Annotated in this window: 23 protein-coding genes; 15 read left to right on the top strand and 8 right to left on the bottom strand. The window is 68.6% G+C overall.

The features are described 5' to 3' along the window. Positions 1 to 7 precede the first annotated feature (7 nt). Positions 8 to 373 (top strand): nuclear transport factor 2 family protein, encoded by a 366-nt coding sequence (locus ADBZ9K_RS10890; RefSeq protein ID WP_526620167.1) that lies wholly within the window; start codon positions 8 to 10, stop codon positions 371 to 373. Here ADBZ9K_RS10890 and trhA read toward each other — a convergent pair. After that, the gene (gene trhA / locus ADBZ9K_RS10885; RefSeq protein ID WP_526620165.1) at positions 370 to 1,125 is read right to left on the bottom strand and encodes a PAQR family membrane homeostasis protein TrhA; all 756 of its coding nucleotides are present in this window, start codon (positions 1,123 to 1,125) and stop codon (positions 370 to 372) included. The genes ADBZ9K_RS10890 and trhA overlap by 4 nt on opposite strands. 54 nt (positions 1,126 to 1,179) lie before the next feature. Here trhA and ADBZ9K_RS10880 point away from each other — a divergent pair, with 54 nt between their 5' ends. Beyond that, on the top strand, positions 1,180 to 1,974 hold the full coding sequence (locus ADBZ9K_RS10880) for a (2Z,6E)-farnesyl diphosphate synthase (RefSeq protein ID WP_526620163.1): 795 nt from the start codon (positions 1,180 to 1,182) through the stop codon (positions 1,972 to 1,974). Between the two features lie 2 nt (positions 1,975 to 1,976). Here ADBZ9K_RS10880 and ADBZ9K_RS10875 read toward each other — a convergent pair whose 3' ends face one another. Next, positions 1,977 to 4,745 carry a PE family protein gene (locus ADBZ9K_RS10875; protein WP_526620161.1) on the bottom strand — a complete coding sequence of 923 codons (2,769 nt, stop codon included), beginning with the start codon at positions 4,743 to 4,745 and terminating at the stop codon, positions 1,977 to 1,979. A 159-nt stretch (positions 4,746 to 4,904) separates the two neighbouring features. On the opposite strand from ADBZ9K_RS10875, the gene ADBZ9K_RS10870 reads away from it, so the two are divergent. The 4 genes from ADBZ9K_RS10870 to ADBZ9K_RS10855 all read left to right on the top strand — a co-directional run bounded on the left by ADBZ9K_RS10870 (position 4,905) and on the right by ADBZ9K_RS10855 (position 7,818). Next, positions 4,905 to 6,281, top strand: a complete 1,377-nt coding sequence (locus ADBZ9K_RS10870; protein ID WP_526620159.1) for a hypothetical protein — start codon at positions 4,905 to 4,907, stop codon at positions 6,279 to 6,281. A 156-nt stretch (positions 6,282 to 6,437) separates the two neighbouring features. Further along, positions 6,438 to 6,851 carry a hypothetical protein gene (locus ADBZ9K_RS10865; protein ID WP_526620158.1) on the top strand — a complete coding sequence of 138 codons (414 nt, stop codon included), beginning with the start codon at positions 6,438 to 6,440 and terminating at the stop codon, positions 6,849 to 6,851. 49 nt (positions 6,852 to 6,900) lie between these two features. Next, a complete protein-coding gene (locus tag ADBZ9K_RS10860) occupies positions 6,901 to 7,305 on the top strand; it encodes a hypothetical protein (protein ID WP_526620157.1) in 405 nt (134 codons plus the stop codon). A 90-nt stretch (positions 7,306 to 7,395) separates the two neighbouring features. Next, a complete protein-coding gene (locus tag ADBZ9K_RS10855) occupies positions 7,396 to 7,818 on the top strand; it encodes a hypothetical protein (protein ID WP_526620155.1) in 423 nt (140 codons plus the stop codon). Here ADBZ9K_RS10855 and coaA read toward each other — a convergent pair. Continuing rightward, complete coding sequence (gene coaA, locus ADBZ9K_RS10850; protein ID WP_526620153.1) at positions 7,815 to 8,765, bottom strand: type I pantothenate kinase; 951 nt, start codon at positions 8,763 to 8,765, stop codon at positions 7,815 to 7,817. The two genes, ADBZ9K_RS10855 and coaA, sit on opposite strands and share 4 nt — an antisense overlap. 30 nt (positions 8,766 to 8,795) lie before the next feature. Between coaA and ADBZ9K_RS10845 the strand changes: the two genes are divergently transcribed. Continuing rightward, the gene (locus ADBZ9K_RS10845; protein WP_526620151.1) at positions 8,796 to 10,025 is read left to right on the top strand and encodes a DUF885 domain-containing protein; all 1,230 of its coding nucleotides are present in this window, start codon (positions 8,796 to 8,798) and stop codon (positions 10,023 to 10,025) included. On the opposite strand, the gene ADBZ9K_RS10840 is transcribed toward ADBZ9K_RS10845, so the two are convergent. Then, a complete protein-coding gene (locus ADBZ9K_RS10840; RefSeq protein ID WP_526620150.1) occupies positions 10,011 to 10,676 on the bottom strand; it encodes a disulfide bond formation protein B in 666 nt (221 codons plus the stop codon). The two genes, ADBZ9K_RS10845 and ADBZ9K_RS10840, sit on opposite strands and share 15 nt — an antisense overlap. Further along, entirely contained in the window at positions 10,676 to 10,834 is a 159-nt protein-coding gene (locus ADBZ9K_RS10835) for a DUF5993 family protein (protein WP_526620148.1), read from the bottom strand. Before ADBZ9K_RS10835 ends, ADBZ9K_RS10840 begins: the two co-directional genes overlap by 1 nt. Before the next feature lie 128 nt (positions 10,835 to 10,962). Between ADBZ9K_RS10835 and ADBZ9K_RS10830 the strand changes: the two genes are divergently transcribed. The 5 genes from ADBZ9K_RS10830 to ADBZ9K_RS10810 all read left to right on the top strand — a co-directional run bounded on the left by ADBZ9K_RS10830 (position 10,963) and on the right by ADBZ9K_RS10810 (position 17,073). Beyond that, complete coding sequence (locus ADBZ9K_RS10830; protein WP_526620146.1) at positions 10,963 to 12,429, top strand: glycine hydroxymethyltransferase; 1,467 nt, start codon at positions 10,963 to 10,965, stop codon at positions 12,427 to 12,429. A gap of 61 nt (positions 12,430 to 12,490) precedes the next feature. Beyond that, the gene (locus ADBZ9K_RS10825) at positions 12,491 to 13,318 is read left to right on the top strand and encodes an acyl-ACP desaturase (RefSeq protein ID WP_526620144.1); all 828 of its coding nucleotides are present in this window, start codon (positions 12,491 to 12,493) and stop codon (positions 13,316 to 13,318) included. A gap of 207 nt (positions 13,319 to 13,525) precedes the next feature. After that, the gene (gene phoH2, locus ADBZ9K_RS10820; RefSeq protein ID WP_526620908.1) at positions 13,526 to 14,824 is read left to right on the top strand and encodes an RNA 5'-3' helicase PhoH2; all 1,299 of its coding nucleotides are present in this window, start codon (positions 13,526 to 13,528) and stop codon (positions 14,822 to 14,824) included. 169 nt (positions 14,825 to 14,993) lie between these two features. Continuing rightward, complete coding sequence (locus tag ADBZ9K_RS10815; RefSeq protein WP_526620142.1) at positions 14,994 to 15,875, top strand: polysaccharide deacetylase family protein; 882 nt, start codon at positions 14,994 to 14,996, stop codon at positions 15,873 to 15,875. A 13-nt stretch (positions 15,876 to 15,888) separates the two neighbouring features. Next, on the top strand, positions 15,889 to 17,073 hold the full coding sequence (locus tag ADBZ9K_RS10810; protein WP_526620140.1) for a cation:proton antiporter domain-containing protein: 1,185 nt from the start codon (positions 15,889 to 15,891) through the stop codon (positions 17,071 to 17,073). A gap of 46 nt (positions 17,074 to 17,119) precedes the next feature. Here the strand turns inward: ADBZ9K_RS10810 and ADBZ9K_RS10805 are convergent, their stop codons facing one another. Together ADBZ9K_RS10805 and glpX are read right to left on the bottom strand one after the other, a co-directional pair. Then, positions 17,120 to 18,547, bottom strand: coding sequence for a class II fumarate hydratase (locus ADBZ9K_RS10805; protein WP_526620138.1), 1,428 nt, complete (start codon positions 18,545 to 18,547; stop codon positions 17,120 to 17,122). A 12-nt stretch (positions 18,548 to 18,559) separates the two neighbouring features. Next, positions 18,560 to 19,591, bottom strand: coding sequence for a class II fructose-bisphosphatase (glpX, locus tag ADBZ9K_RS10800; protein ID WP_526620136.1), 1,032 nt, complete (start codon positions 19,589 to 19,591; stop codon positions 18,560 to 18,562). A 55-nt stretch (positions 19,592 to 19,646) separates the two neighbouring features. Between glpX and ADBZ9K_RS10795 the strand changes: the two genes are divergently transcribed. Continuing rightward, a complete protein-coding gene (locus ADBZ9K_RS10795; protein ID WP_526620134.1) occupies positions 19,647 to 20,291 on the top strand; it encodes a DUF4245 family protein in 645 nt (214 codons plus the stop codon). 9 nt (positions 20,292 to 20,300) lie between these two features. Continuing rightward, the gene (locus ADBZ9K_RS10790; protein WP_526620132.1) at positions 20,301 to 21,098 is read left to right on the top strand and encodes a dienelactone hydrolase family protein; all 798 of its coding nucleotides are present in this window, start codon (positions 20,301 to 20,303) and stop codon (positions 21,096 to 21,098) included. A gap of 36 nt (positions 21,099 to 21,134) precedes the next feature. Here the strand turns inward: ADBZ9K_RS10790 and ADBZ9K_RS10785 are convergent, their stop codons facing one another. Then, positions 21,135 to 21,578 carry a pyridoxamine 5'-phosphate oxidase family protein gene (locus tag ADBZ9K_RS10785; RefSeq protein WP_526620130.1) on the bottom strand — a complete coding sequence of 148 codons (444 nt, stop codon included), beginning with the start codon at positions 21,576 to 21,578 and terminating at the stop codon, positions 21,135 to 21,137. A 59-nt stretch (positions 21,579 to 21,637) separates the two neighbouring features. Between ADBZ9K_RS10785 and ADBZ9K_RS10780 the strand changes: the two genes are divergently transcribed. Next, on the top strand, positions 21,638 to 23,101 hold the full coding sequence (locus tag ADBZ9K_RS10780; protein ID WP_526620128.1) for an HNH endonuclease signature motif containing protein: 1,464 nt from the start codon (positions 21,638 to 21,640) through the stop codon (positions 23,099 to 23,101). Position 23,102: the final 1 nt, after the last annotated feature.

Here is a 23,102-nt window from a genome sequence, read left to right as displayed (position 1 = left end):
GCCGCACATGACCGATGCCCTCGATCTCGAAGCCCTCGTTACCCGCTACCTGAATACCGTCGCCGCGGGCAATGCGGCCGACGTCGCGGCTCTGTATGCGGAGGACGCGACGTTGGAGGACCCGGTGGGTGGCGGTGAAGTCCACATCGGTAGGCAGGCGATCGAAGGCTTCTACAAGGTGGTCGAGGGTGCCGGTCTGGCAACCGAGCTGCTGAGCTTCCGCGCCGGTGGCCACGAGGCGGCGTTCGTCTTCGCCTTGACGGTCGGCGGCGCGATGCGGATCGAGCCGATCGAAGTGATGACATTCGACGGCAGTGGCCACATCACGTCGATGAAGGCCTACTGGGGCCCGGAGAACGTCACTCAGCTCTAGCTGACGCTGGAGAAGACCGCGAACCACATCGCGATGTAGTGGCAGATCGCGGCGACGGCCGTGCAGGCGTGGAAGAACTCGTGGTGGCCGAACGTCGTCGGCCACGGGTTGGGCCACTTCAGTGCGTAGAGCACCCCGCCGACGCTGTACAGCGCACCGCCGACGACGAGCAGCACCATCGCCGCGACCCCGGCGCCGTTCATGATCGGCCCGATGAACCACACCGCGACCCAGCCCAGCAGCAGGTAGAGCGGAACCCCGACCCAGCGCGGCGCCGACGGCCAGAACATCTTGAGCAGCACACCGGCCGACGCGCCGCCCCAGGCGATCCAGAACAGGATCCAGCCGCTGCGCTCGGGCAGGGCAAGCAAGGCGAACGGGGTGTAGCTACCGGCGATGAAGATGAAGATCATCGAGTGGTCGAGCCGCTTCATCCACTTGCGTGCCACCGGCGATGTCCAGTTCACCCGATGGTAGGTACCGCTGACAGTGAACATCGCCACGATGGTCAGGGTGTAGATCAGGGTGGCGATGCCGGCGCGGGTCGACTCCACTGACCACGACACCGACACCAGGGCCGCACCCGCGATCGCTGCGATGACGGCGGCGTAGACGTGAATCCAGCCCCGTAACCGGGGTTTTCCGAGGAACTGGGCGGCGGCGTCGACGACGGCTTCGGGGAAGTCCTCGGCCGCGTCGTTATCCGGTGACTGGGGTCGGTGGGGATCGGTGGTGTCGAGGCTTGCGGTCATGTGACCTCCATTCGCACCCGGTGGTACCTCAACCTCACAGTAGTCTTGATTTTCGTGGAGATCATTCCCCCGCGCCTCAAAGAACCGGCCTACCGGCTCTATGAGATGCGGCTGCGCCAGGAGCTCGGACGCTCGAAGTCTGAGCTACCGCGCCATATCGCGGTGCTCTGCGACGGCAACCGGCGGTGGGCTCGTGACGCTGGTCACGACGACGTCAGTTACGGCTATCGGATGGGTGCGGCCAAGATCGCCGAGATGCTTCGGTGGTGTGCCGAGGCGGGCATCGAGATGGCCACGGTGTACCTGCTGTCGACGGAGAACCTGCAGCGCGACCCGGATGAGCTGTCCTGCCTGATCGAGATCATCACCGATGTCGTCGAGCAGATCTGCGCACCGACAAATCGGTGGAGCGTGCGCACCGTCGGGGACCTGGAGTTGTTGGGGGACGAGCCGGCTCGCCGCCTGCGGGATGCCGTCGACAGCACCGCCGGGTTGCCGCCGGCGTCGTTTCACGTCAACGTCGCCGTCGGCTACGGCGGACGCCAGGAGATCGTCGACGCCGTGCGTGCTCTGCTGAGCAAGCAGGTGGCCAACGGCGCCACCGCCGAACAGCTCATCGAGGCCGTCACCATCGACGGTATCTCGGAGAACCTCTACACCTCGGGGCAACCCGACCCCGATTTGGTGATCCGGACCTCGGGGGAGCAGCGGCTGTCCGGATTCCTGCTCTGGCAGAGCGCCTATTCGGAGATGTGGTTCACCGAGGCGCACTGGCCGGCATTCCGGCGCGTCGACTTCCTGCGCGCGCTGCGGGACTACAGCCGCCGCCACCGGCGCTTCGGGCAGTAGCCCTAGGGGCTGCCGGGCTGGCCCGGTTGACCGTTCACCCCGGGCGCCAGTCCGGTGCCGGGATTGCCGCCTTGGCCCCCGGCGGTGCTACCGCCTTGGAGGGCAGTCGCGTCGCCGCCGTCGCCGCCGTCGCCGCCGTTGCCGCCCGCGACGGTGGCGTTGCCGCCGTTGCCGCCGGTGCCGCCGGTGGAGGTGCCACCCGCGTCGGTTTGCCCGACGCCGCCGGCACCGCCATCGCCGCCGGAAGCGCCGTCGCCGCCATCGCCACCCAGGCCTCCAACGGCGGTACCCGGCGCATTGGACGTCAGTCCGAAACCGCCCATTCCGCCGACACCACCGGTGCCGGTTCCGCCGGTTCCGCCGGTTCCACCTCTGCCGCCGGTCGCGAGACCGCCATCCAGGGTTTGGCCTTCCCCGCCGTTTCCGCCTGCGCCGCCGGCATTGCTGCCGGCAGCGCCCGCACCACCGACCCCGCCGGTGCCCGTGCCGGTGCTGTAGTTGACACCGATGCCACCAACTCCACCGGCCCCACCGTTCGGGCCGCTGCCGCCCGTTCCGCCGGCCCCGCCGACGGCATTGCCCGTCGAGCCGACTTGGGCAACGGTTGCCTCGCCGCCGGTTCCGCCGGTTCCGCCGGTGGTGCTACCGCCACCGCCCGTGCCGCCCGCGCCGCCGACGGCGTTCGCCTGCGACTGCTGAGCCGAGAGAAGGACCTGGCCGCCCGTGCCGCCCGTGCCGCCGACACCACCCGAGTTGTCGCCACCCTGACCGCCGGCGCCGCCGGTGACAGTCCCTTGAGCACTGGTAAAGGCGCTGCCGCCGGTTCCTCCCGTGCCGCCTCCGGTGGTGCCGGCGCCGCCGGTGCCGCCGGTGCCGCCGACTGCAGCCGTGGTGGAGCCGTCGTTGCCGATATCGGCGTGACCGCCGGTTCCACCGGTGCCACCCGCGCCGGCCGTGCCGGCACCGCCGGCGCCTCCGGTGCCGCCGATGATCGTGCCGGTCCCGGAGTTGCGGACGTCGCCGCCCTTCCCGCCGTCACCGCCGGTGGGCCCGGTACCACCGGCGCCACCGGTGCCTCCCGTGGAGGTTCCGCCGGTGACGTTGACGGCGGTGCCGCCGACTCCGCCCTGACCACCCACGGTGCTTCCTGTCCCACCGGCCCCTCCGGTTCCGCCGGTGACGTCGCGGACTCCGGTATGGGCCGACGACGCGCCGCCCGCTCCGCCCGACCCGCCCACACCGTCGGCCGCGTCGCCGCCCGCGCCGCCGGTACCACCGTTGCCTTCGCTGCCGCCGTCACCGCCCGCGCCACCGGCGCCGCCGTCGCTGCTCGAGGTTGTCGCGTCCCAGCCATGGCCGCCGTCGCCACCATTACCGACCGGGCCGGTGACCGGGTTGCCGTTGGAACCCGTCGTCCCCGCAGTGCCGCTGGTGCCGCCGGCACCCGCACGGCCGCCCACGGCGCCGAGCCCGACCGCTCCGGGATTACCGCCGTTGCCGCCGTTGCCACCCGTCTTCGTGGTGGCGTCGCCGTCGCCGCCATGGCCCCCGTCACCCGGTGTTCCCGCGTCACCTCCGGCGCCGCCGGACCCGCCGCTGCCGTTGCCGCCGGCCCTTCCGGCGAGGATGGAGCCCCGCCCGGCATCGCCGCCAGCGCCGCCTGCTCCACCGTTGCCGCCGTTGGTTCCGTTGCTGCCGTTGGCCCCATTCTGGCCGGCTGTGCCGGCGGCCCCGTCGGCCCCTGCACCACCGGAACCTCCCGTACCGCCGCCGCCACCGGCACCGCCGCTGCCGCCATTGCTGAACAGGGAGAGCAGCCCGGCGCTGCCACCCGAACCCGCTGCGCCGCCGGTGCCGCCCGCCCCTCCTGCGGTGATGGCGGTGCCCGCGGACCCCGCCGCGCCCTGCCCGCCGTCGCCACCTGAACCGGCGGTGCTGATCCAGGACAGCAGGCCGGTGTTGCCGCCGGCTCCGCCGGCGCCGCCGGTGCCGTTGTTGGTCCCCGCTACCCCGGCAGCCCCCTGGCCGCCTCCGCCGCCGTCACCGTGGAGCAGTCCGCCGGAGCCACCGGTGCCGCCGGCGCCGTTGGCCACTGTGATGACGCCGGCACCGCCGACCCCGCCGTTGCCGAACAGTCCGGCTGATCCGCCGTTGCCGCCATTGAAGCCGCCGCCGCCATTACCGGCGAGGAGGCCGGCCCGTCCACCGGTGCAGGCCAGCCCGCTGGTGCAGGTGGTCGCGGTGTAGGTGAAACCGTTGCCGACGAGCAGTCCGGCGTCGGGATGCTCGGCGGTGCCGTCGCCGACGAAGATGGCGATGAAATCGGCGACCGGGTTAGTGGTGACCGCCGCGGTGGTGGCGGCCGTCGCGCGGCTGATCTCGCGGCGGCTGTAGGCGGCGAGGGCCAAGTCCAGTGGGAGGGATTGTGGCGCCACCGGCGTGGTGTCGGTGCGTGCGCTCGAGAATGTCGTGGCCCCGGCTCGAGATCGGGTGCTCGCAACATACTGGCGGGTGCGGGGGGTACCCGTGGCGGCGCGCGCCGCCGAGTGCGACCGGCCTGGCGTGGACGAAGACGCCGAATGCGCCGAGTGCTGCCGCGCCGAGCCCCCCGTCGAGCCCCCTGTCGAGCCCCCCGTCGAGCCACTGTCAGCCTGGGCGGTGGCGGGCAGGCTCGCGATCGCCAACCCCACACCCAACGCCACCGCCAGTCCGCCGATGCGGCCGACGGAGTAGACCCGCTGGGCGGGCGAGGGAACGTGCGCTGAGCTCATGATTGGGCGTCCTCGGGATCGGTGCTACACGAACGTGAATCGAAGACGGACACCACGACACACCCCGGACCCGACCCCAATCAGCAAACCCTAACCATCGGATATTGACGCGGACAACACTTCCGCACGCCGGGATTTCTCGCATGTCACACTGGACCTATGGCTGCGCTGTCGGCGGTGGTCTTCACGCTGAGCTGGTGGCTGGGCCTGTACCTGCTGGCGCGTGATCCGCGAAAGCCGGTGCTGGCCTTGGCTGCCGTCGGGTTGTGCGGATTCGCGGTGGTAGTGGCGCTGGACGCGGTGCGGCTGGTCAGTCCCGCCCATGCCGAGCTGCTGAGCCAGGTCGAGATTTATCTGGTCGCGGTGCCCGGGGTGGCGTGGTTCGCCGTTGTCCTCGAACTCGCCCGGCCCGGCGACACCTGGCGCGGTCGGGCTACCGAACTGACGCTGGTCGGTGTCGTCGCCGCGCTGACCGTAGTTGGCGCGGGCATGGCAGGCAGCGTCGAAGGACCGCTGCGCGCCGGGCATTGGGTGATGTTCGCGGTGATCTCGACCTCGACGCTGGGGGCGATGGTGGCGGCCGTGCGCCGACCGTCGCAGCCGGTGCGGGTGGCCGGGGTGGTGATCATCGCGACGTTGTTCTTCGCGTTGGGCAACGCGATCCTGGTGATCCCGCTGGGCCTGGTACCGAGCTGGCTTGCCTTGGCGTCGACGGGATTCGATGTGCTGCTGCTGGGCGTGGCCGTCGCGCTGTGGGACGCCTTCGACGAGGGTCAGGCCCTGCGCGCCGACATGCGGCGCTCCTTCGTCGGGACCTCGGTGGTGGCCGTGCTGTTCGGTGGGCAGGCGCTCATCGCGATGGGGGTCACCGGCGCCGACGGGCCAGGACGCACCGCATTGATCGTGCTGCTGTTCACCAGCCTGGCCGTCGCGATCGCCATCAACGTGCTGGCTGATCCGCTGGCCGGTCTGCTCGACCGGCTGGCCTTCTCGCGCTCGCCGCGGCTGCGCGCCGACCGCGCCGCACTGCGCAGCACCGAGGCGGCGTTGCCGCTGGTATCGCCCAACCCATTGGACGACGTGGACGACGACACCTTTGCCCGGCTGACTCGCCGCGCGTTGGGCCATTACGGCGATCTGTCCAAACTGGTCGCCAGCCCGCTGACCCAACTGCCAGTGATCGACGAGCGGCTGACCGCTCGCGGCGCACCCGACCAGCCGCTGGAGCGGGCCAACGAGCTCAAGGCATTGCTGGCCGATCACATCGCCCGACTCAAGCCGCGCGACGGCGGCGAATTCGGCACCACCGAACACTGGCGGTACTACAACTCGCTGTACTTCCCCTACGTGGTCGGGGTGCGCGCCTACGCGCAGAACGCCACCGCCGCCGGCCTGGACCCGGTCGCCCGGCAGGCCTGGCAGTGGTTAGTCACCGAGGTGCCGCAACGGTCGCTGCACAACTGGCAGAACGCCGCTGCCCGGCTGATTGCCACGAACCTGCGTTCCCAGCCGGCGCCCGCATCGTCGCTGACCTGACCTGGGCGGGTCGGCTCCTCCTCGGGCTCGTTCCGCGCCCGCATCGTCGCTGACCTGCGCTTGGCAGTAGTTGGCAGCGTGGGGCGTCGATTTGGCAGTGCCTGTTGAGCAGTCTCGAGGGTGTCAGATCCCACGCTCATAGAGGAGCCGCTCATCATGACCGCCATCGTCACCAGAGCCCGACCACTGTCGGATTCCACCGACTCACTGCTGCGCTTCGCCATGCGCCTGGACGCCACGCTCACCGGCGTACTGGGACTGGGTATCGCGGCCATGGCCGACCCGCTGGCCGATCTAACCGGCCTGACCGCGGCTCAGGAGTACCTCGTCGGCGCGACCTTCGTGCTGTACGGGCTCGGCGTCTACGCGCTGGCCGCCATGCCCGACGTTCGGCGGGTCGGGACGGGCCTGGTGTGGTTCAACGCCATCGGCACGGTCGCGTTCGCCGCGGTCGCGATGGCCGAGGTGTTGCCGCTGACCGGGGCCGGCGTCGTCACGGCCTTGGCCAGTGCGGGCTACACCGCCGTGTTCGCGGTCTTGCAGTACCTCGGAGTGCGCCGTCTGGCGTGACTCCCGCCCCACACCGGCTTCGCCTTCAGCACCACGAAAGGACCGTCCCATGACCACTCTGTCCTCCACCCGCACCGCGCCGGATTCTCTGCTGCGACTGGCCATGCGTGCCGATGCCATCTTGTCCGGGCTATGCGGCATCGGTTTGATTGCGGCCGCCGGACCGCTGTCCGGTTTCACCGGCTACTCGAAGGTCGTCGAATACAGCATCGGCGCCGGGTTCGTCGCGTACGCGACCGCCGTGTTCCTGGCCGCCGGGCTGGAACGGGTGCGCCCGGCCGGCGTCGCGACCATGATCGCCAATTTGCTGTTCACCGTCGCGGCGGTGATCGTGGTGCTGGCCCGGCCGGTCGACCTCACTACCGCTGGAGTGGTGCTGACGCTGGCCAGCGGCCTGTACACCCTGGTATTCGCCGATCTGCAATACCTCGGGGCGCGACGGATCAGGCGCTAGCCCTGCTGGGCGCAACTTCTGACGGTGTCGGCACACGGAAGCCAGACCTTCTGCCGCTCGGGAAGCCGACCACCGCTAGTGTTGTCCGTCATGCAGGTCGACGCATTCGCGGCATCACGTAAGGCAGTACTGGAAGAAGCCGGCGGGGTTGCCGCTGAAGGCTTCCCGATGACCAGCTGCTATGTGGAGAGTTTGCCCGCTCAGATCACCGTTCCGCTGGTCCTGGCGGTGCACACCGCGGGTGGGACCGACTACGAGCCGCGCCGCTTCATCATCGCTAAGTCTCCAGAAGGGGAGCGGGTGGGCTTGCTGGAGTTCGCCTGGCAGTGGCCCGACAACCCCGGAGTGCCGGTCAAGTTCCGGGTCTTCGCCCACCACCTGCCGATCACGGTCTACTCCGCGGGTGTCTACACGGTGGGTCTCTACGACCACCCCGAGGCCGTGGAAGCCGAATCCTCGTTTCCGCTGCCGGTGTTGCGGCTCAACCCCCTGACCGGGGTGCCGACCAACTAGAGCTTGCGCAGGCGCAGCCGGTTGATGGAGTGATCGGCGTCCTTGCGCAACACCAGGGTGGCGCGTGGCCGGGTCGGCAGGATGTTCTCGATCAGGTTCGGCCGGTTGATGGAGCTCCAGATGTCGCGGGCGGCGGCAACAGCCTGGTTGTCGGTCAGGCCCGCGTAGTGGTGGAAGTGCGACGCCGGGTTGGCGAACGCGCCGGCGCGCATGGCCAGGAACCGGTCGATGTACCACTTCTCGATGTCCTCGATGCGTGCGTCGACATACACCGAGAAGTCGAACAGGTCCGAGACCATCAGCGTCGGCCCGGTCTGTAAGACGTTGAGTCCCTCGAGGATGAGAATGTCCGGGTGGGTGACGACGTGTTTTTCGCCGGGGACGATGTCGTAGATCAGGTGGGAGTAGACCGGGGCACATACCTGATCGGCACCCGACTTCACTGACGTGACGAACCGCATCAGCGCGCGACGGTTGTAGCTCTCCGGAAAACCCTTGCGGTGCATGAGGTTCCGACGGCTCAGCTCGGCGTTGGGGTAGAGGAAGCCGTCGGTGGTCACCAGGTCGACGCGGGGGTGATGCTCCCAGCGGGCCAGCAGCGCCTGCAGCACGCGCGCGGTGGTCGACTTGCCGACGGCCACACTGCCTGCCACCCCGATGATGAACGGCACCGGCCGGTTCGGGTTCTGCTGCTGCTCGCCAGCCGATTCGCCCAGGAATTCGGCGGTGGCGGCGAACAACCGTTGGCGGGCGGCCACCTGCAGGTGGATCAGCCGGGCCAGCGGCAGGTAGACCTCTTCGACCTCCAGCAGGTCGATCTGTTCGCCAAGCCCACGCAGCCCAACCAGTTCGTCCTCGGTGAGCTTCAACGGGGTCGACATGCGCAGTGAACGCCATTGACTCCGGTCGAACTCCACATAAGGGCTGGGTTCACTCAGCCGCGCCATGGTGCCAGTCTTGCAGTTAGCTTGGTTCCCATGCAGCCCGGCACCCTTATCCGCGACTACCTGACGCTCGGCTTGCGGTTCGACCGCATCGAGGAGGGTTACGTCGACTCCTTCACCGGCGATCCTGAACTGCGGCGTGCCGTCGCCGACGAACCCGCCCCCGACCCCGCCGAACTGGCCCGGCAGGCCGATCGGTTGCTGGCGGAATTGCCGAATGTCCCGCGCGACCCCGCCCAGTCCACGGGCTTCACCGATCAGCGTGCCGACTTCATCGGCGCGCACCTGCGCGCGTTGGCCTTCTCGGCGCGCAAGTTCGCCGGCGAGCCGGTGGGCTTCGTCGACGAGGTGCGCAACTACTTCGACGTCGAGATCAGCCGGGGGGACGAGGAGCGCTACCGGGCCGCGCATGCCCGCATCGACGAGGTGCTCGGTGGGGCCGGCCCGTTGGTCGAGCGCATGGAAGCCCATCGCCGTGCCGACGAGATCCCGCCGGAGCGTCTCGAGGAGTGCATCCACGCCTTCTCCAGCGCCCTGCGCGACACGGTGCGCATCACCTACCCACTGCCGGACGCCGAGACGATCGTCTACGAGGTCGTCACCGACAAGCCATGGTCGGGGTTCAACTACTACGAGGGCAACTACCGCTCCACGGTGGCGGTCAACGCCGACCTCAAACAGCAGATGGCGAACCTGCCTCGGCTGGTCGCCCACGAGGCCTACCCCGGGCACCACACCGAGCACTGCCGCAAGGAGGCCGGTCTGGTGGCGGGCCAGGACCAGCAAGAGCAGACCATCTTCCTGGTCAACACACCGCAATGTCTGATGGCCGAGGGCCTAGCCGACTTGGCGCTGCACGCCGCGGTGGGGCCGGGCTGGGGGCACTGGGCCGCCGAGATCTACGCCGACCTGGGCCTGCGGTTCGACGGTGAGCGCGCCGAGGCCCTGTCGGAAGCGACCTCCGCGCTGGCAGACGTGCGCCAGGATGCCGCCCTGATGCTGCACGACGAGCACCGCGACGTCGACGAAGTCGTCGCCTTCCTGCAGCGCTGGCTGCTGGTCAACGACACCCGGGCCCGGCAGATGCTGCGGTTCCTGTCCTCGCCGCTGTGGCGGGCCTACACCTCGACCTACGTCGAGGGGTACCGGCTGCTGCGCACGTGGCTCGACGACCGGCCGGCCGGGGTGGGGCTGACCGAGCGGTTCGGGCGGCTCCTCGACGAGCCGCTGATCCCGTCGGCGCTGCGCTCACTTGCCGGTTAGCTGGTCGATCAGGGTGTAGCTGGTCGGGTCGTCGGGTAGCACCCAGGCGAACCCCTCCAGGAAGATGATGGCGACGACGTTGGCGGCGATGACCGCGATGAAGAGCCAGATGATGCCCGTCGAGATCCGCCGCAGCGGGCTAGGAGAAGGTGGCGACGCGGGGATGCTGAGCGGCATCAGGACCAACATGACGCCGCAATAGATCATCACGATGACGAAGGTGATGAAGGCCCAGGTGTAGAGGTGCAGCCCCAATATCGGCTCGCCGTAGCCGGCGTTGCCCGGTTCGATGTGCAGTTCGATCTGGCGTGTCGACACCGAGGCTCCGGCGAGCGCTCCGAGGAGCCCGAGCCCGAGGCCTTGCGCGTAGCGGGAGGTCGTCAACGTGCCCTGGCGGGCCTGCACGATGACGAACAGCGCTCCCAACGAGGACAGGAACATCCCATATCGCTGCAGCATGCAGAGCGGGCAGGGGAACTCGCCCAAGGCGAACTGGATGTAGAACGCACTCAGCACGACCACGCTGTAGCCGAGGATCCAGGCGTGCAGGCCCCAGAAGGTGATCAATCCCCAGATGCCGTGACCGGGTGCCGACGACTCCGCCGGCGACTGCGCGACCGGTTCCCGCTCAGCCTGGACTGCCTCGCTCATCAGAAGCTCAGATCCAGCTGCGAGGTGACGTGGAACCGGAATAGGCCGACCATCGCCACGAGGGCCAGGATCCACAGCCCGAGGATGAGTCCGCGCTTGGACCCCCGCCAGATGAGCAGGGCAAGGCCCAGCAGAAGAACCATGATGAGGATGTCCACGCCCGCAGGGTAGGACGAACGGTGCAACAGCGGTGACCGTTCTCGCGATCTCATGTCCAACGGCAGGGCTCGAGAGTTTGCGCGCCGCCGCTGATCGCGTCGTCTGCGGACGCGGATAGGCTTGTGCCATGACCGCAGACTCGACGATTTCGACGCAGGTGTCCGCCCCGGGCGCCGACTACGCCGCCACCGCCAGCGAGGCCTACCGCGCGGCACTAAAGGTCATCGAATCGGTTGAACCGCGCATCGCGGCGGCCACCGCCAAAGAGCTTGCTGATCAACGGGATTCGCTCAAGCTGATCGCCAGCGAGAACTACGCCTCACCGGCCGTGCTGTTGACGATGGGCACGTGGCTGTCCGACAAGTACGCCGAGGGCACCGTCGGGCACCGGTTCTACGCCGGCTGCCAGAACGTCGACACCGTCGAGAGCATCGCCGCCGAACACGCCCGCGAGCTGTTCGGCGCCCCGTACGCCTACGCCCAGCCGCACTCCGGGATCGACGCCAACCTGGTGGCGTTCTGGGCCATCCTGGCCACCCGGGTCGAGGCGCCCGCCCTGGCCGATGCCGGGGTCAAGGGCGTCAACGACCTGTCGGAAGCCGAATGGGAACGGCTGCGCGCCCGCCTGGGCAGCCAGCGGCTGCTGGGCATGTCGCTGGACGCCGGCGGCCACCTCACCCACGGCTTCCGGCCCAACATCTCCGGCAAGATGTTCCATCAGCGCAGCTACGGCACAGATCCCGAGACCGGGCTGATCGACTACGACGCCGTGGCCGCCGTGGCCCGCGAGTTCAAACCGCTGATCCTGGTTGCCGGCTACTCGGCCTATCCGCGCCGGGTCAACTTCGCCACGATGCGTGAGATCGCCGACGAGGTCGGCGCCACCCTGATGGTCGACATGGCGCACTTCGCCGGCCTGGTTGCCGGCAAGGTCTTCACCGGCGACGAAGATCCGGTGCCGCACGCCCACGTCACGACCACGACGACGCACAAGTCGCTGCGCGGTCCGCGCGGCGGACTGGTGCTGGCCACCGAGGAGTACGCGCCCGCTGTCGACAAGGGCTGCCCGATGGTGCTCGGCGGGCCGCTGTCGCACGTCATGGCCGCCAAGGCCGTCGCGCTGGCCGAGGCCCGCCAGCCCTCGTTCCAGGCCTACGCGCAGCGGGTGGCCGACAACGCCCAGGCCTTCGCCGAGGGTCTGCTCAAGCGCGGTGCGCGGCTGGTCACCGGCGGCACCGACAACCACCTCGTGCTGCTCGATGTGCAGTCCTTCGGGCTCACCGGGCGCCAGGCGGAATCGGCGCTACTGGACTCCGGTGTGGTGACCAACCGCAACGCCATTCCCGCCGACCCCAACGGGCCCTGGTACACCAGCGGCATCCGGTTCGGCACGCCTGCGCTGACCACCCGCGGGTTCGGTCCGGCCGAGTTCGACCGGGTCGCCGAGCTGGTAGTCGAGGTGCTGTCCAACACCGAGGCCGACGGCGCCTCCAAGGCCAAGTACACGCTGGCCGACGGCACGGCGGAGCGCGTGCACGCGGCGGCCGCCGAACTGCTGGAGGCCAATCCGCTGTATCCAGGGCTGACGCTCTAGGGGCGCGAAACGCCGGCCGGCCAACTTTTCGGCAGCCGTGTCTGTGAGTTACAGTTACCGCATGGCACAGCTACCTGTCCCCAACGCGCTGACCCTCGAACTTGAGCCGGTTGTCGCCGAGAACCTGGCCCGTTTTCTGGAGACTGCCGACGAGTGGTACGCCCACGATTTCGTCCCATTCGACCAGGGTGAGAACTTCGCCTTCCTCGGCGGCCAGGACTGGGATCCCTCCCAGGTGACGTTGCCCTCCGACGTGGTCGACGCATGCGAGATCATGCTCGTCACCAAGGACAACCTCGCCGGATACCACCGTGAGCTCGTGGAGCACTTCATCCTCGAGGACAAGTGGGGCCGCTGGATGGGCCGGTGGACCGCCGAAGAGAACCTGCACGCCATCGCGATCCGCGAGTACCTGGTCGTGACCCGCAACTTCGACCCGACCGCCAACGAGGACGTCCGCGTCGCCCACGTCATGCGCGGCTACCGGGCCGACAACTACACCCAGATCGAGACGCTGGTGTTCATGGCGCTCTACGAGCGCGCCCATGCGGTGTTCCTGCGCAACCTCGAGGCCAAGATCGAGGAGCCGGTACTCAAGGGTTTGATCGGCCGGATCGCGAACGACGAGGAGCGTCACGAGGCGTTCTTCCACAACCTCGTCGCGTACTGCCTCGAGACCCACCGCGACTCGACGATCGCCGCGGTGGCGCGCCGGGCCGGTGGACTCGGTGTCGTCGGCGGCGACATCTTCGAGTACCAGGACAAGCTGCACAACGTCGCCCAGGCGGGCATCTTCAGCTTCGACGACGCGCGCCAGGTGGTCTCCGACCGCATCAAGGCCTGGGGCCTCGACGGCGAGTCGGTGCTGGCGAAGTTCGTTCTCGCCTGACACGGCGGCGCGCCTGAAGGGCGCGCGGGCGGGGACCGGAGTAGCGTCCCTGGTGATGGCTAGCGACATGCTCTGCTGTCCGGGCGGCACCTTTCGTTTCGACTACGACAGGACCGGCCCCGGTCCTGGTGCCGCAGTGTCCGCCGAGGGATTCGTGCGGGGCCGCGCGGGTCTGAGGAGCGCCCAGTGATCGATTCGCAGTCGCCCATTCGGACTTATGTGCTCGACACCTCCGTCTTGCTGTCCGACCCGTGGGCGTGCACCCGGTTCGCCGAACACGAAGTGGTGGTACCGCTCGTGGTCATCAGTGAGCTGGAAGCCAAGCGCCACCACCACGAGCTGGGCTGGTTCGCCCGGCAGGCGCTGCGGCTTTTCGACGACCTACGCCTGGAGCATGGTCGCCTCGATCAGCCGATTCCCGTTGGGACGCAAGGCGGAACGCTGCATGTCGAACTGAACCACAGTGACCCCGCAGTGCTGCCGGCCGGATTCCGGACCGAGAGCAACGACGCGCGGATCCTGACGGTTGCCGCCAACCTGGCCGCCGAAGGCAAGGCAGTCACGTTGGTCAGCAAGGACATTCCGTTGCGGGTGAAAGCCGGCGCGGTGGGCCTGTCGGCCGACGAGTACCACGCCCAGGACGTGATCACCTCGGGCTGGACCGGGATGTCCGAACTCGACGTCGCCACCGAGGACATCGACGCGCTGTTCGCTGAGAATGAGATCGACCTCGCCGACGCCCGTAACCTGCCCTGCCATACCGGCGTTCGGCTGCTGAGTGGCAGCTCGAGCGCGCTGGGCCGGGTCAACGCCGACAAGAAGATTCAGCTCGTACGCGGGGATCGCGAGGTGTTCGGCCTCCGGGGAAGGTCGGCCGAACAGCGCGTGGCCCTGGACTTGCTGCTCGACGAGTCGGTCGGCATTGTTTCGCTGGGCGGCAAGGCCGGCACCGGCAAGTCAGCGCTGGCGCTGTGCGCCGGGCTGGAAGCGGTGCTCGAGCGGCGCACCCAGCGCAAGGTCGTCGTGTTCCGCCCGCTGTACGCCGTCGGCGGGCAGGAGCTGGGCTACCTGCCCGGCAGCGAGAGCGACAAGATGGGCCCCTGGGCGCAGGCCGTGTTCGACACCCTCGAAGGGCTGGCGAGCCCGGCCGTGCTCGAGGAAGTGCAGTCTCGCGGCATGCTCGAGGTGCTGCCGTTGACCCACATCCGCGGCCGGTCGCTGCACGACTCCTTCGTGATCGTCGACGAAGCCCAATCGCTGGAACGCAACGTGCTGCTGACCGTGCTCTCGCGACTGGGCAGTGGCTCGCGGGTGGTGCTCACCCACGACGTGGCCCAGCGCGACAACCTGCGCGTCGGTCGCCACGACGGCGTCGCGGCGGTCATCGAGAAGCTCAAGGGCCATCCGCTGTTCGCCCACATCACGCTGATGCGCAGCGAGCGCTCGCCGATCGCGGCGCTGGTCACCGAGATGCTGGAGGAGATCAGCCCCAACGCGCTGCCGTGACGCGGTTGTGGCGCCCGGATACCGACGCTGCGTTGAATGCGCCGACTCTGCGATGAGCGTGCATTTTTCGGCTGAGGACGCGCGCTCAGCGCAGAATCGATGTGGCTGAGACGGTCGGTGGTGCCGCGCGGACAGGGACCGGTCAGCCGCGGCCGGTAAACTTGCCCGCGTGCCGCGCCGACCCGACAGCCTGTCCTGGTCCTATCTGCGGACCGTGATCGGCGTCTGCGCGGGCGTGGCCGTCGTCGTCGTCGGTGGATTCACCGGCCACGTCAAGGTGGCCAAGGCCGATACCGTCGACTGTTCGGTGGTCAAGTGTGTGGCGCTGACCTTTGACGACGGGCCGACGCCCTACACCGACCGGCTGCTGGGCATCCTGGGTGATGCCGACGCCAAGGCCACGTTCTTCATGATCGGCAACAAGGTGGCGGCCAACCCGGCCGGTGCCAAGCGGGTCGCCGACGCCGGGATGGAGATCGGCAGCCATACCTGGGAACACCCCAACATGACGACGATCCCGATCGAGGACGTCCCCGCCCAGTTCAGCAAGGCCAACGACGCGATCAAGTCCGCCACCGGGCAGACACCCACGCTGTGGCGCCCGGCCGGCGGCCTGACCGACGACGCCGTCAACCAGATCGCCGCCCAGTACGGTCTGGCCGCGATCCTGTGGGATGTCATCCCGTTCGACTGGATGAACGACTCCAACACGGCGGCCACCCGTTACATGCTGATGAGCCAGATAAAGCCCGGTTCGGTGGTGCTTTTCCACGACACCTACTCGTCCACCGTGGATCTGGTCTACCAGTTCATCCCGGTGCTCAAGGCCAACGGCTACCACCTGGTCACCGTCAGTCAGCTGCTGGGCCCGCGGGCACCGGGCAGTGTGTACGGCTCCCGGGACAACGGGCCGCCGGTCAACCTGCTGCAGGACATCCCCGCCAGCGACATTCCGACGTTGCCGGCCACCCCGTCGCCCAAGCCCATGCCGAACATTCCGATCACCGACATTCCCGGGGCCAATTCCGGCGGCTCCAACAATGGTGCTTAGAGCCGGCTCTTAGTTGCATACCGCCACCTCGTTCGTCCTGACCCTGCTGGTTCTCGGCTATGCCGTGGTGTCGGGTCTGGTGAGCCGGTGGTACGTCGCGCCGGCGCTGATCTTCGTCGGACTGGGCATGGCGCTCGGTCCGTTCGGGTTCAATCTGCTCGACGCCGGGCCGGGCACCCAGGGCTACACGGTGCTGGCCCAGCTGGCGTTGACGGTGATCCTGTTCAACCAGGCGGCCAAACTCGATCCGGCCCGGGTGCTGCGGCGCGGGCATGTCACCTTCCGGCTGCTGGTGGTCGGCATTCCGCTGACCCTGGCGCTGAGCACGCTGACGGCCGCGCTGCTGCTTCCGGTGCTGCCGTGGTGGGAGGCCATGTGCCTGGCCGCGATCGTGGCACCCACCGAGGTCGCGCTGATCGACGCGCTGCTGGAGGACCACCGCATTCCCGAGCGGGTGCGCAACGCACTGTCGGTCGAGAGCGGTTTCTACGACGGGTTCGCGTTGGCGGTGGTGCTGGCCGCGCTGGCGGTGGCCTCGGCGCACACCGATCCGCGGGCCCGCGACTGGACCTGGTTCCTGTTTCGCACCGAGGTGGTCTCACTGGTGCTCGGTGCCGGGGTCGGTCTGCTCGGCGCCGGGCTGATCGCGTGGTCGCGCCGCAAGGAATGGATGAGCGACACCTGGGCACAGCTGGCCACGGTGGCCGTGGCACTGATCTGTTTCGAGTTCGGTGAACGGGTGCACGCCAGCGGTTTCGTCGCCGCTTTCACCGGTGGACTGGCGTTCGCGGTGGTGGCGCGGCGCAGCAATGCGCAAGTGGCGACCCAGGTGTCGGATGCCACCGCGCAGCTACTGGAGCTGACGGTGTTCGCCATGTTCGGCGCCTTCGCGGTGATCGACGCCTGGCAGCACGCCAGCTGGCGGGTGGTGGTGTTCTGCATTCTGGCGCTGTTCGGGATCCGGCTGGTGGCGGTGCTCGTGGCGCTGATCCGCACCGATCTGCCGGCCTACAGCCGACTGTTCATCGGCTGGTTCGGTCCCAGGGGCATCGGCACCGTCGTGCTCGGGCTGCTGGTGATCGACCGCGGCGAGATCCAGCACGCCGACCTGCTCACCCAGGCCGGCGTCATCGCGGTGACGCTGAGCCTGGTGTTGCACAGCCTCACCGCGCCGCTCGGCATCCGCCGCTATGGCTAGTCGCCGTCTTCATCCAAAGATGCTCCGGGCTCGTTCGCGCAGGCGCTCACTCGCCGTCGCGCACCTTGGCCATCGCCAGCACGTCGAGGCGCTTGTCGAGCTCTTCCTCGGAGAGCTTGTCGCCGATCAGGCCGCGGTCGATGACCGTCTGCCGAATCGTCTTGTGCTCCTTGAGCGCTTCCTTGGCGACGGCGGCGGCCTCTTCGTAGCCGATCGCGGAGTTCAGCGGCGTCACGATCGACGGCGAGGACTCCGCGAGCCGGCGCAGGCGCTCCTCGTCGGCCACCAGGCCGTCGATGCAGCGCTCGGCGAACAGCCGAGAAACGTTGGCCAGCAACGTGAACGACTCCAGCAGGTTGCGGGCCATCATCGGGATGTAGACGTTCAGCTCGAATGCGCCCGACAGGCCGCCCACGGTGATGGCGGCGTCGTTGCCGATGACCTGCGCGGCCACCTGCGTGACGGCCTCGGGGAGCACCGGGTTGACCTTGCCCGGCATGATCGAGCTGCCCGGCTGCAGGTCGGGCAGGTGCAACTCGGCCAGGCCGGTCAGCGGGCCCGAGCCCATCCACCGGATGTCATTGGCGATCTTGGTCAGCGAGGCAGCGATGGTCTTCAGGGCGCCGGAGGCCTCGACGAGTCCGTCGCGGGCGGCCTGGGCCTCGAAAGAGTCCTTCGCGGTGCGCAATTCGGCCAGTCCGGTCTGCTCGACCAGCACTGCGACCACCTTGGCGCCGAAGCCGTCGGGGGCATTCAGGCCGGTGCCGACCGCGGTGCCGCCGATGGCCAGCTCGCCCAAACGGGGAAGGCTCGCGCGCACCCTTTCGATGCCGGCCTCGACCTGGCGAGCGTAACCGCCGAACTCCTGGCCCAGCGTGACCGGCACCGCGTCCATCAGGTGGGTGCGTCCACTCTTGACGACTGTGCGCCACTGGCGGGCCTTGTTGGTGAGCGACTCGTGCAGCACCTCAAGGGCCGGAATCAGCTGGCGCACAGCGGCTTCGGTGGCCGCGATGTGGGTGGAGGTCGGGAAGGTGTCATTGGACGACTGGGACATGTTCACGTCGTCGTTGGGGTGCACCGTGACGCCCTCGCGTGCGCAGATCGAGGCGATCACCTCGTTGGCGTTCATGTTGGAGCTGGTGCCCGAACCGGTCTGGAACACGTCGATGGGGAACTGGTCATCGTGTAGACCGTCGGCGATCTCCCCGGCGGCGGCGATGATGGCGTCGGCCTTCTCCGCGGGCAGTTTGCCGAGGTCCTTGTTGACCTGGGCGCAGGCAGCCTTCAGTAGCGCCATGGCGCGAATCTGGTTGCGGTCTAGGCCGCGGAAGGAGATCGGGAAGTTCTCGACGGCCCGCTGTGTCTGAGCGCGCCAGAGGGCTTTGGCCGGGACCCGGACCTCGCCCATGGTGTCGTGCTCGATGCGGTATTCGCCCTCGCCGGCTTCGCTGCCAACGACAGAGTCGGTCATGTAATGCCTTTCTTAGGGGAGTGGGTAGGCCGCGGACTTGTCCCCGGTGAAGTCCACCGCGGAGTATTCATTGAGCTTGGAAAGCCGGTGGTAGGCCTCGATCATCCGGACGGTGCCGGACTTCGAGCGCATGACGATCGACTGGGTGGTGCAGCCGCCACCGAAGAACCGCACGCCCTTGAGCAGGTCGCCGTCGGTGACGCCGGTAGCGCAGAAGAAGACGTTCTCTCCCGAGACGAGGTCGGTGGTGGTCAGCACCCGGTCCAGGTTGTGGCCCCGGTCGATGGCCTTCTGCCGTTCCTCGTCGTCCTTGGGCGCCAGGGTCGCCTGAATCTCGCCGCCCATGCAGCGGATGGCCGCGGCGGTGATGATGCCCTCCGGGGTTCCGCCGATGCCGACGAGCAGGTCGGTACCCGACTCGGGCCGGCACGCCGAGATGGCGCCGGCCACGTCACCGTCGGAGATCAGCCGGATCCGGGCGCCGGCCTCACGGACCTCGGCCATCAGCTTGGTGTGCCGGGGCCGGTCCAGGATGCAGACGGTGATGTCGGAGACCGAGGCCTTGCGGACCTTGGCGATGCGCTGGATGTTGGCCGCGATCGGCGAGGTGATGTCAATGAAGTCGGCGACGTCGGGTCCGGCGGCGATCTTGTTCATGTAGAACACCGCCGACGGGTCGAACATGGCGCCCCGTTCGGCCACCGCGAGCACGGAGATGGCGTTGGGCATGCCCTTGGCCATCAGGGTGGTGCCGTCGATCGGGTCGACGGCGAAGTCGCAGTCGGGACCGTCGCCGTTGCCGACTTCCTCGCCGTTGTAGAGCATCGGGGCGTTGTCCTTCTCGCCCTCGCCGATGACCACGACGCCGCGCATCGACACCGAGTTGACCAACTGGCGCATGGCGTCGACGGCGGCGCCGTCGCCGCCCTCTTTGTCACCCCGGCCTACCCAGCGGCCGGCGGCCATGGCGCCCGCTTCGGTGACCCTGACCAGTTCCAGAGCGAGGTTGCGATCGGGTGCTTCACGGCGACGGGCTTCTGGCATGGCTGAGATTGTCCCAGAAGACTCCCAGCCGTCCAGACCTGGGATACTGGCGGGCGTGACCATCGAGCCGCACGCGACCCCGGCGCCCAAGGAAGCCAAGCCGAGGCTGCTGCAGGACGGCCGCGACATGTTCTGGTCGCTGGCCCCGCTTGTGGTGGCCTGCATCGTCCTGGCCGGGCTGGTCGGCATGTGTTCGTTCCAGCCCAAAGGCCCCGGAGGTGGCGCGGTGCCGTCCTACGACGCGCCCGCCGCACTCAAGGCCGACGCGGTTGCGCTGGGCATCCCGATCCGGTTGCCGCAGGTGCCGCAGGGTTGGCAGGCCAACTCCGGCGCTCGCGGCGGTATCGAAGCAGGACGGACCGATCCCAAGACCGGCCAGCGGGTCCGCGCCGTCAGCTCGACCGTCGGCTACATCGCGCCGTCCAAGATGTACGTCAGCCTCACCCAGAGCAATGCCGATGAGCAGGCGCTGGTGGGCTCCATCCACCAGTCGATGTATCCGACCGGTGCCCAAGACGTCGACGGGGTGAAGTGGATCGTCTACGAAGGCGGGGAGGGCACCGAACCGGTGTGGACCGCCCGCCTGGACAGCCCGGCCGGTTCCGTTCAATTGGCCATAACCGGCGCCGGAAACAGCGATGACTTCCGTACCCTTGCGCTTGCCACCCAAACGCAGCAGCCCCTATCGACCGGCCCTTAGGAGTAGTCGATGCCCGGACCCGAAGCCGATCTCACCGGATGGAGCCGGGAGCCGTTCACCGCGGCCGGTTTCACCCACGATGTTTACCGCAAGGGTGAGGGCCCCGGTGTGGTGCTCATCCCCGAGATGCCTGGCGCCCATCCTGGGGTGCTGGCGTTGGGGAATTACTTGGTGGACAACGGCTTTACCGTTGCGATTCCGTCGTTGTACGGGACGCCGGGTGCGCCTGCGATGACGCCGGGCGCGGTGCCGACCCTACTGCGCGGGTGTGTGACCAAGGAGTTCGCGGCGTTCGCGACGAACAAGGAACGCCCGGTATCGCACTATCTGCGGGCATTGGCGCGCGACCTGAAGGACAAGACCGGCAGCAAGGGCGTCGGGGTGATCGGGCAGTGCTTCTCCGGCGGGTTCGCACTGGCGGCCGCCGTGGACGACAGTGTGCTCGCCCCGGTGCTCAGCCAGCCGTCGGTGCCGATCGGGCTGACCGCCAAGCAGAAGCGTGATCCCGGCTTGTCCGAGGGGGAGCTGAAGGTCATCGAGAAGCGGGCCGCCGAAGATGGCTTGTGCGCACTCGGCCTGCGGTTCAGTGGTGATCCGATGGCGCCCGCGGAGCGCTTCAAGACCCTCAAGGATCGGCTCGGCGATGCCTTCGAGGTCATCGAGCTGGACTCCTCGCGCGGCAATAAAGATGGTTTTGGGCGGATGGCGCACTCGGTGCTGACGCTGGAGGTGCGTGAGGTGGATAACCACCCTGCCTACGAGGCGCGCAAGCGCGTGGTGCAGTTCCTCAAGGAGCGCTTGAGCTGACATGCACGAGCAGACCCGCCGGGACAGGTGGTGCTGCTACTCGCGCTCGACTCGCTGTAGCCCGCCGGCCGGCGTCCACCATTCGATGACGAGCAGGGTGCCCTGTTCGTTGAGGTGGGTGAGCACGACCCCGGTGATGTCGGCGTGGAAGACGTCGCTGTCGGGACTGTCGGAGGGGATCGCGCGCCCGGAGATCTTCGCCTCGCCCGGCCATTGCGCTTCGGCTCCCTCGACCGGGTCGACGGTCGCGCTGTGCAACGCGAACCGCGGATCCGCAAGCAGATCGGCACCTTTGCGTGCCTTCGGCATCGAGCCGAAGGTGAGCATGCCGTCGTCGAAGGTCGCCTCAATGCCCGATATCCGCGGTGACCCGTCGGCGCGCACCGTAGCGATTGTCTTGTGCTTGTGGCTATCGAACAGCGCCTGGACCCGTCGGGCGAATTCCGGCACCGCGGCTTGGACATCACGCCATGTCGTCATGGACCCAGCATGCGCTGCGGGTGGCGATCTTGTCGGACCCCCCTGGCAGTATCGAACGTATGTTCGGAACGAGTCAGCTGCACGACTATTTCGAGCCGTCCGACACGGCCGAATCGCGTGCGCTGCTGGCCAGCATCGGCGCCTCAGCGCGCGCCGAGAACCAGGCGGTGGCGCGCCGGCTCAACGCAGTTGCTGAGCTCTTCGAACTGCGCCGCCTCGAGCGGGGCGAGCGCGAGGACTGGGCGGTAGATACGTGGGCGGCAGTCGGTGCCGAACTGGCCGCAGCCCTACGGATCAGCCTGGCCAAGGCTGGCAGCTACATGAACTACGGGCTGGCGATGAAGCGGTTGCCTGCGGTTGCGGCCGTCTTCATCGCCGGCGACATCGATATGCAGATGTTTCAGACCATCGTTTACCGCACCAGCCTCATCGACGATGACGCTGTCATGGTCGAGGTCGACCGCCGACTGGCCGAGCGGGCCGCCCGCTGGCCCTCGATGACGAGGGGGCGGCTGGCCTCGGAGGTGGACCGGGTTGTGGCCAAGCATGACCCCGACGCCGTGCAACGGGTGCGTGAGCGCGCTCGCGACCGCGAAGTGGTCTTCGGTGACGCCGAGAACGGCTGCACCGAACTCATGGGGCGACTGTTCGCCACCGACGCCCAGGCTCTGGATCAACGACTCGACGTCCTGGCCAAGTCGGTGTGCGATGCCGACCCGCGAACCGTCGCGCAACGCCGCGCCGACGCGCTTGGCGCCCTCGCGGTGGGCGCCGACAGTTTGGCGTGCCGCTGCGGTGAATCGCTGTGCGCGGCGGCTCAACGACCCAGCGCGGGAGCGGTTGTCATCCACGTCGTCGCCGACGAAGCGACCCTCGAGGGGCGTTGTGGCCAACCGGCCTACCTGTTGGGTGCCAATGCGCTGATCCCCGCCGAGCTGGTGGCCGATCAGGCCAAGCAGGCACGGCTTCGCCCGCTGATCCACCCCACCGATGCACCGGCCGAACGCGGGTACCGGCCCTCCCGTGCACTGGCCGACTTCGTGCGGGCCCGCGACCTGACGTGTCGCGCCCCTGGCTGTGACAAACCGGCGACTCGCTGCGACATCGACCACACCGTCCCGTGGCCGAACGGGCCGACCCACGCCGGCAATCTGAAATGTCTGTGCCGCGATCACCACATCCTCAAGACGTTCTGGGGCTGGCGCGACCGGCAATTGGCCGACGGCACGGTGATCTGGACGCTGCCCGACGATCAGATCTTCGTCACCACACCGGGCAGCGCCGTGCTCTTCCCCAGTCTGGTGGCACCCACCTCGGCGCCGCCGGGCCGGCCGGTGGCCACCGAGCCATCCGGCGATCGCACCCTGATGATGCCGCGGCGCAAGACCAGTCGGGCCCAGAACCGCGCCAGCTACATCGCCGCCCTGCGTGCCGGCAACCGCGCGCAACGACGAGCCCGTCACGCGGTGATCTTCGGTAACGCCCCGCCGTCGGGAGACGACGACGATCCGCCGCCGTTCTGAT

Source organism: Mycobacterium sp. (assembly GCF_965229265.1).
GTDB lineage: Bacteria > Actinomycetota > Actinomycetes > Mycobacteriales > Mycobacteriaceae > Mycobacterium.
The sequence above is the reverse complement of the archived record's forward strand: the minus strand, read 5'-3'. Positions and strand labels throughout refer to the sequence as shown.

Bases quoted from the DNA above. Each gene is read 5' to 3' on its own strand.
- ADBZ9K_RS10890 (WP_526620167.1), top strand. From the start codon at position 8: ATGACCGATGCCCTCGATCTCGAAGCCCTCGTTACCCGCTACCTGAAT.
- trhA (WP_526620165.1), bottom strand. From the start codon at position 1,125: ATGACCGCAAGCCTCGACACCACCGATCCCCACCGACCCCAGTCACCG.
- ADBZ9K_RS10875 (WP_526620161.1), bottom strand. From the start codon at position 4,745: ATGAGCTCAGCGCACGTTCCCTCGCCCGCCCAGCGGGTCTACTCCGTC.
- ADBZ9K_RS10870 (WP_526620159.1), top strand. From the start codon at position 4,905: ATGGCTGCGCTGTCGGCGGTGGTCTTCACGCTGAGCTGGTGGCTGGGC.
- ADBZ9K_RS10865 (WP_526620158.1), top strand. From the start codon at position 6,438: ATGACCGCCATCGTCACCAGAGCCCGACCACTGTCGGATTCCACCGAC.
- ADBZ9K_RS10860 (WP_526620157.1), top strand. From the start codon at position 6,901: ATGACCACTCTGTCCTCCACCCGCACCGCGCCGGATTCTCTGCTGCGA.
- ADBZ9K_RS10855 (WP_526620155.1), top strand. From the start codon at position 7,396: ATGCAGGTCGACGCATTCGCGGCATCACGTAAGGCAGTACTGGAAGAA.
- coaA (WP_526620153.1), bottom strand. From the start codon at position 8,765: ATGGCGCGGCTGAGTGAACCCAGCCCTTATGTGGAGTTCGACCGGAGT.
- ADBZ9K_RS10845 (WP_526620151.1), top strand. From the start codon at position 8,796: ATGCAGCCCGGCACCCTTATCCGCGACTACCTGACGCTCGGCTTGCGG.
- ADBZ9K_RS10840 (WP_526620150.1), bottom strand. From the start codon at position 10,676: ATGAGCGAGGCAGTCCAGGCTGAGCGGGAACCGGTCGCGCAGTCGCCG.
- ADBZ9K_RS10830 (WP_526620146.1), top strand. From the start codon at position 10,963: ATGACCGCAGACTCGACGATTTCGACGCAGGTGTCCGCCCCGGGCGCC.
- ADBZ9K_RS10825 (WP_526620144.1), top strand. From the start codon at position 12,491: ATGGCACAGCTACCTGTCCCCAACGCGCTGACCCTCGAACTTGAGCCG.
- ADBZ9K_RS10805 (WP_526620138.1), bottom strand. From the start codon at position 18,547: ATGACCGACTCTGTCGTTGGCAGCGAAGCCGGCGAGGGCGAATACCGC.
- glpX (WP_526620136.1), bottom strand. From the start codon at position 19,591: ATGCCAGAAGCCCGTCGCCGTGAAGCACCCGATCGCAACCTCGCTCTG.
- ADBZ9K_RS10790 (WP_526620132.1), top strand. From the start codon at position 20,301: ATGCCCGGACCCGAAGCCGATCTCACCGGATGGAGCCGGGAGCCGTTC.
- ADBZ9K_RS10785 (WP_526620130.1), bottom strand. From the start codon at position 21,578: ATGACGACATGGCGTGATGTCCAAGCCGCGGTGCCGGAATTCGCCCGA.
- ADBZ9K_RS10780 (WP_526620128.1), top strand. From the start codon at position 21,638: ATGTTCGGAACGAGTCAGCTGCACGACTATTTCGAGCCGTCCGACACG.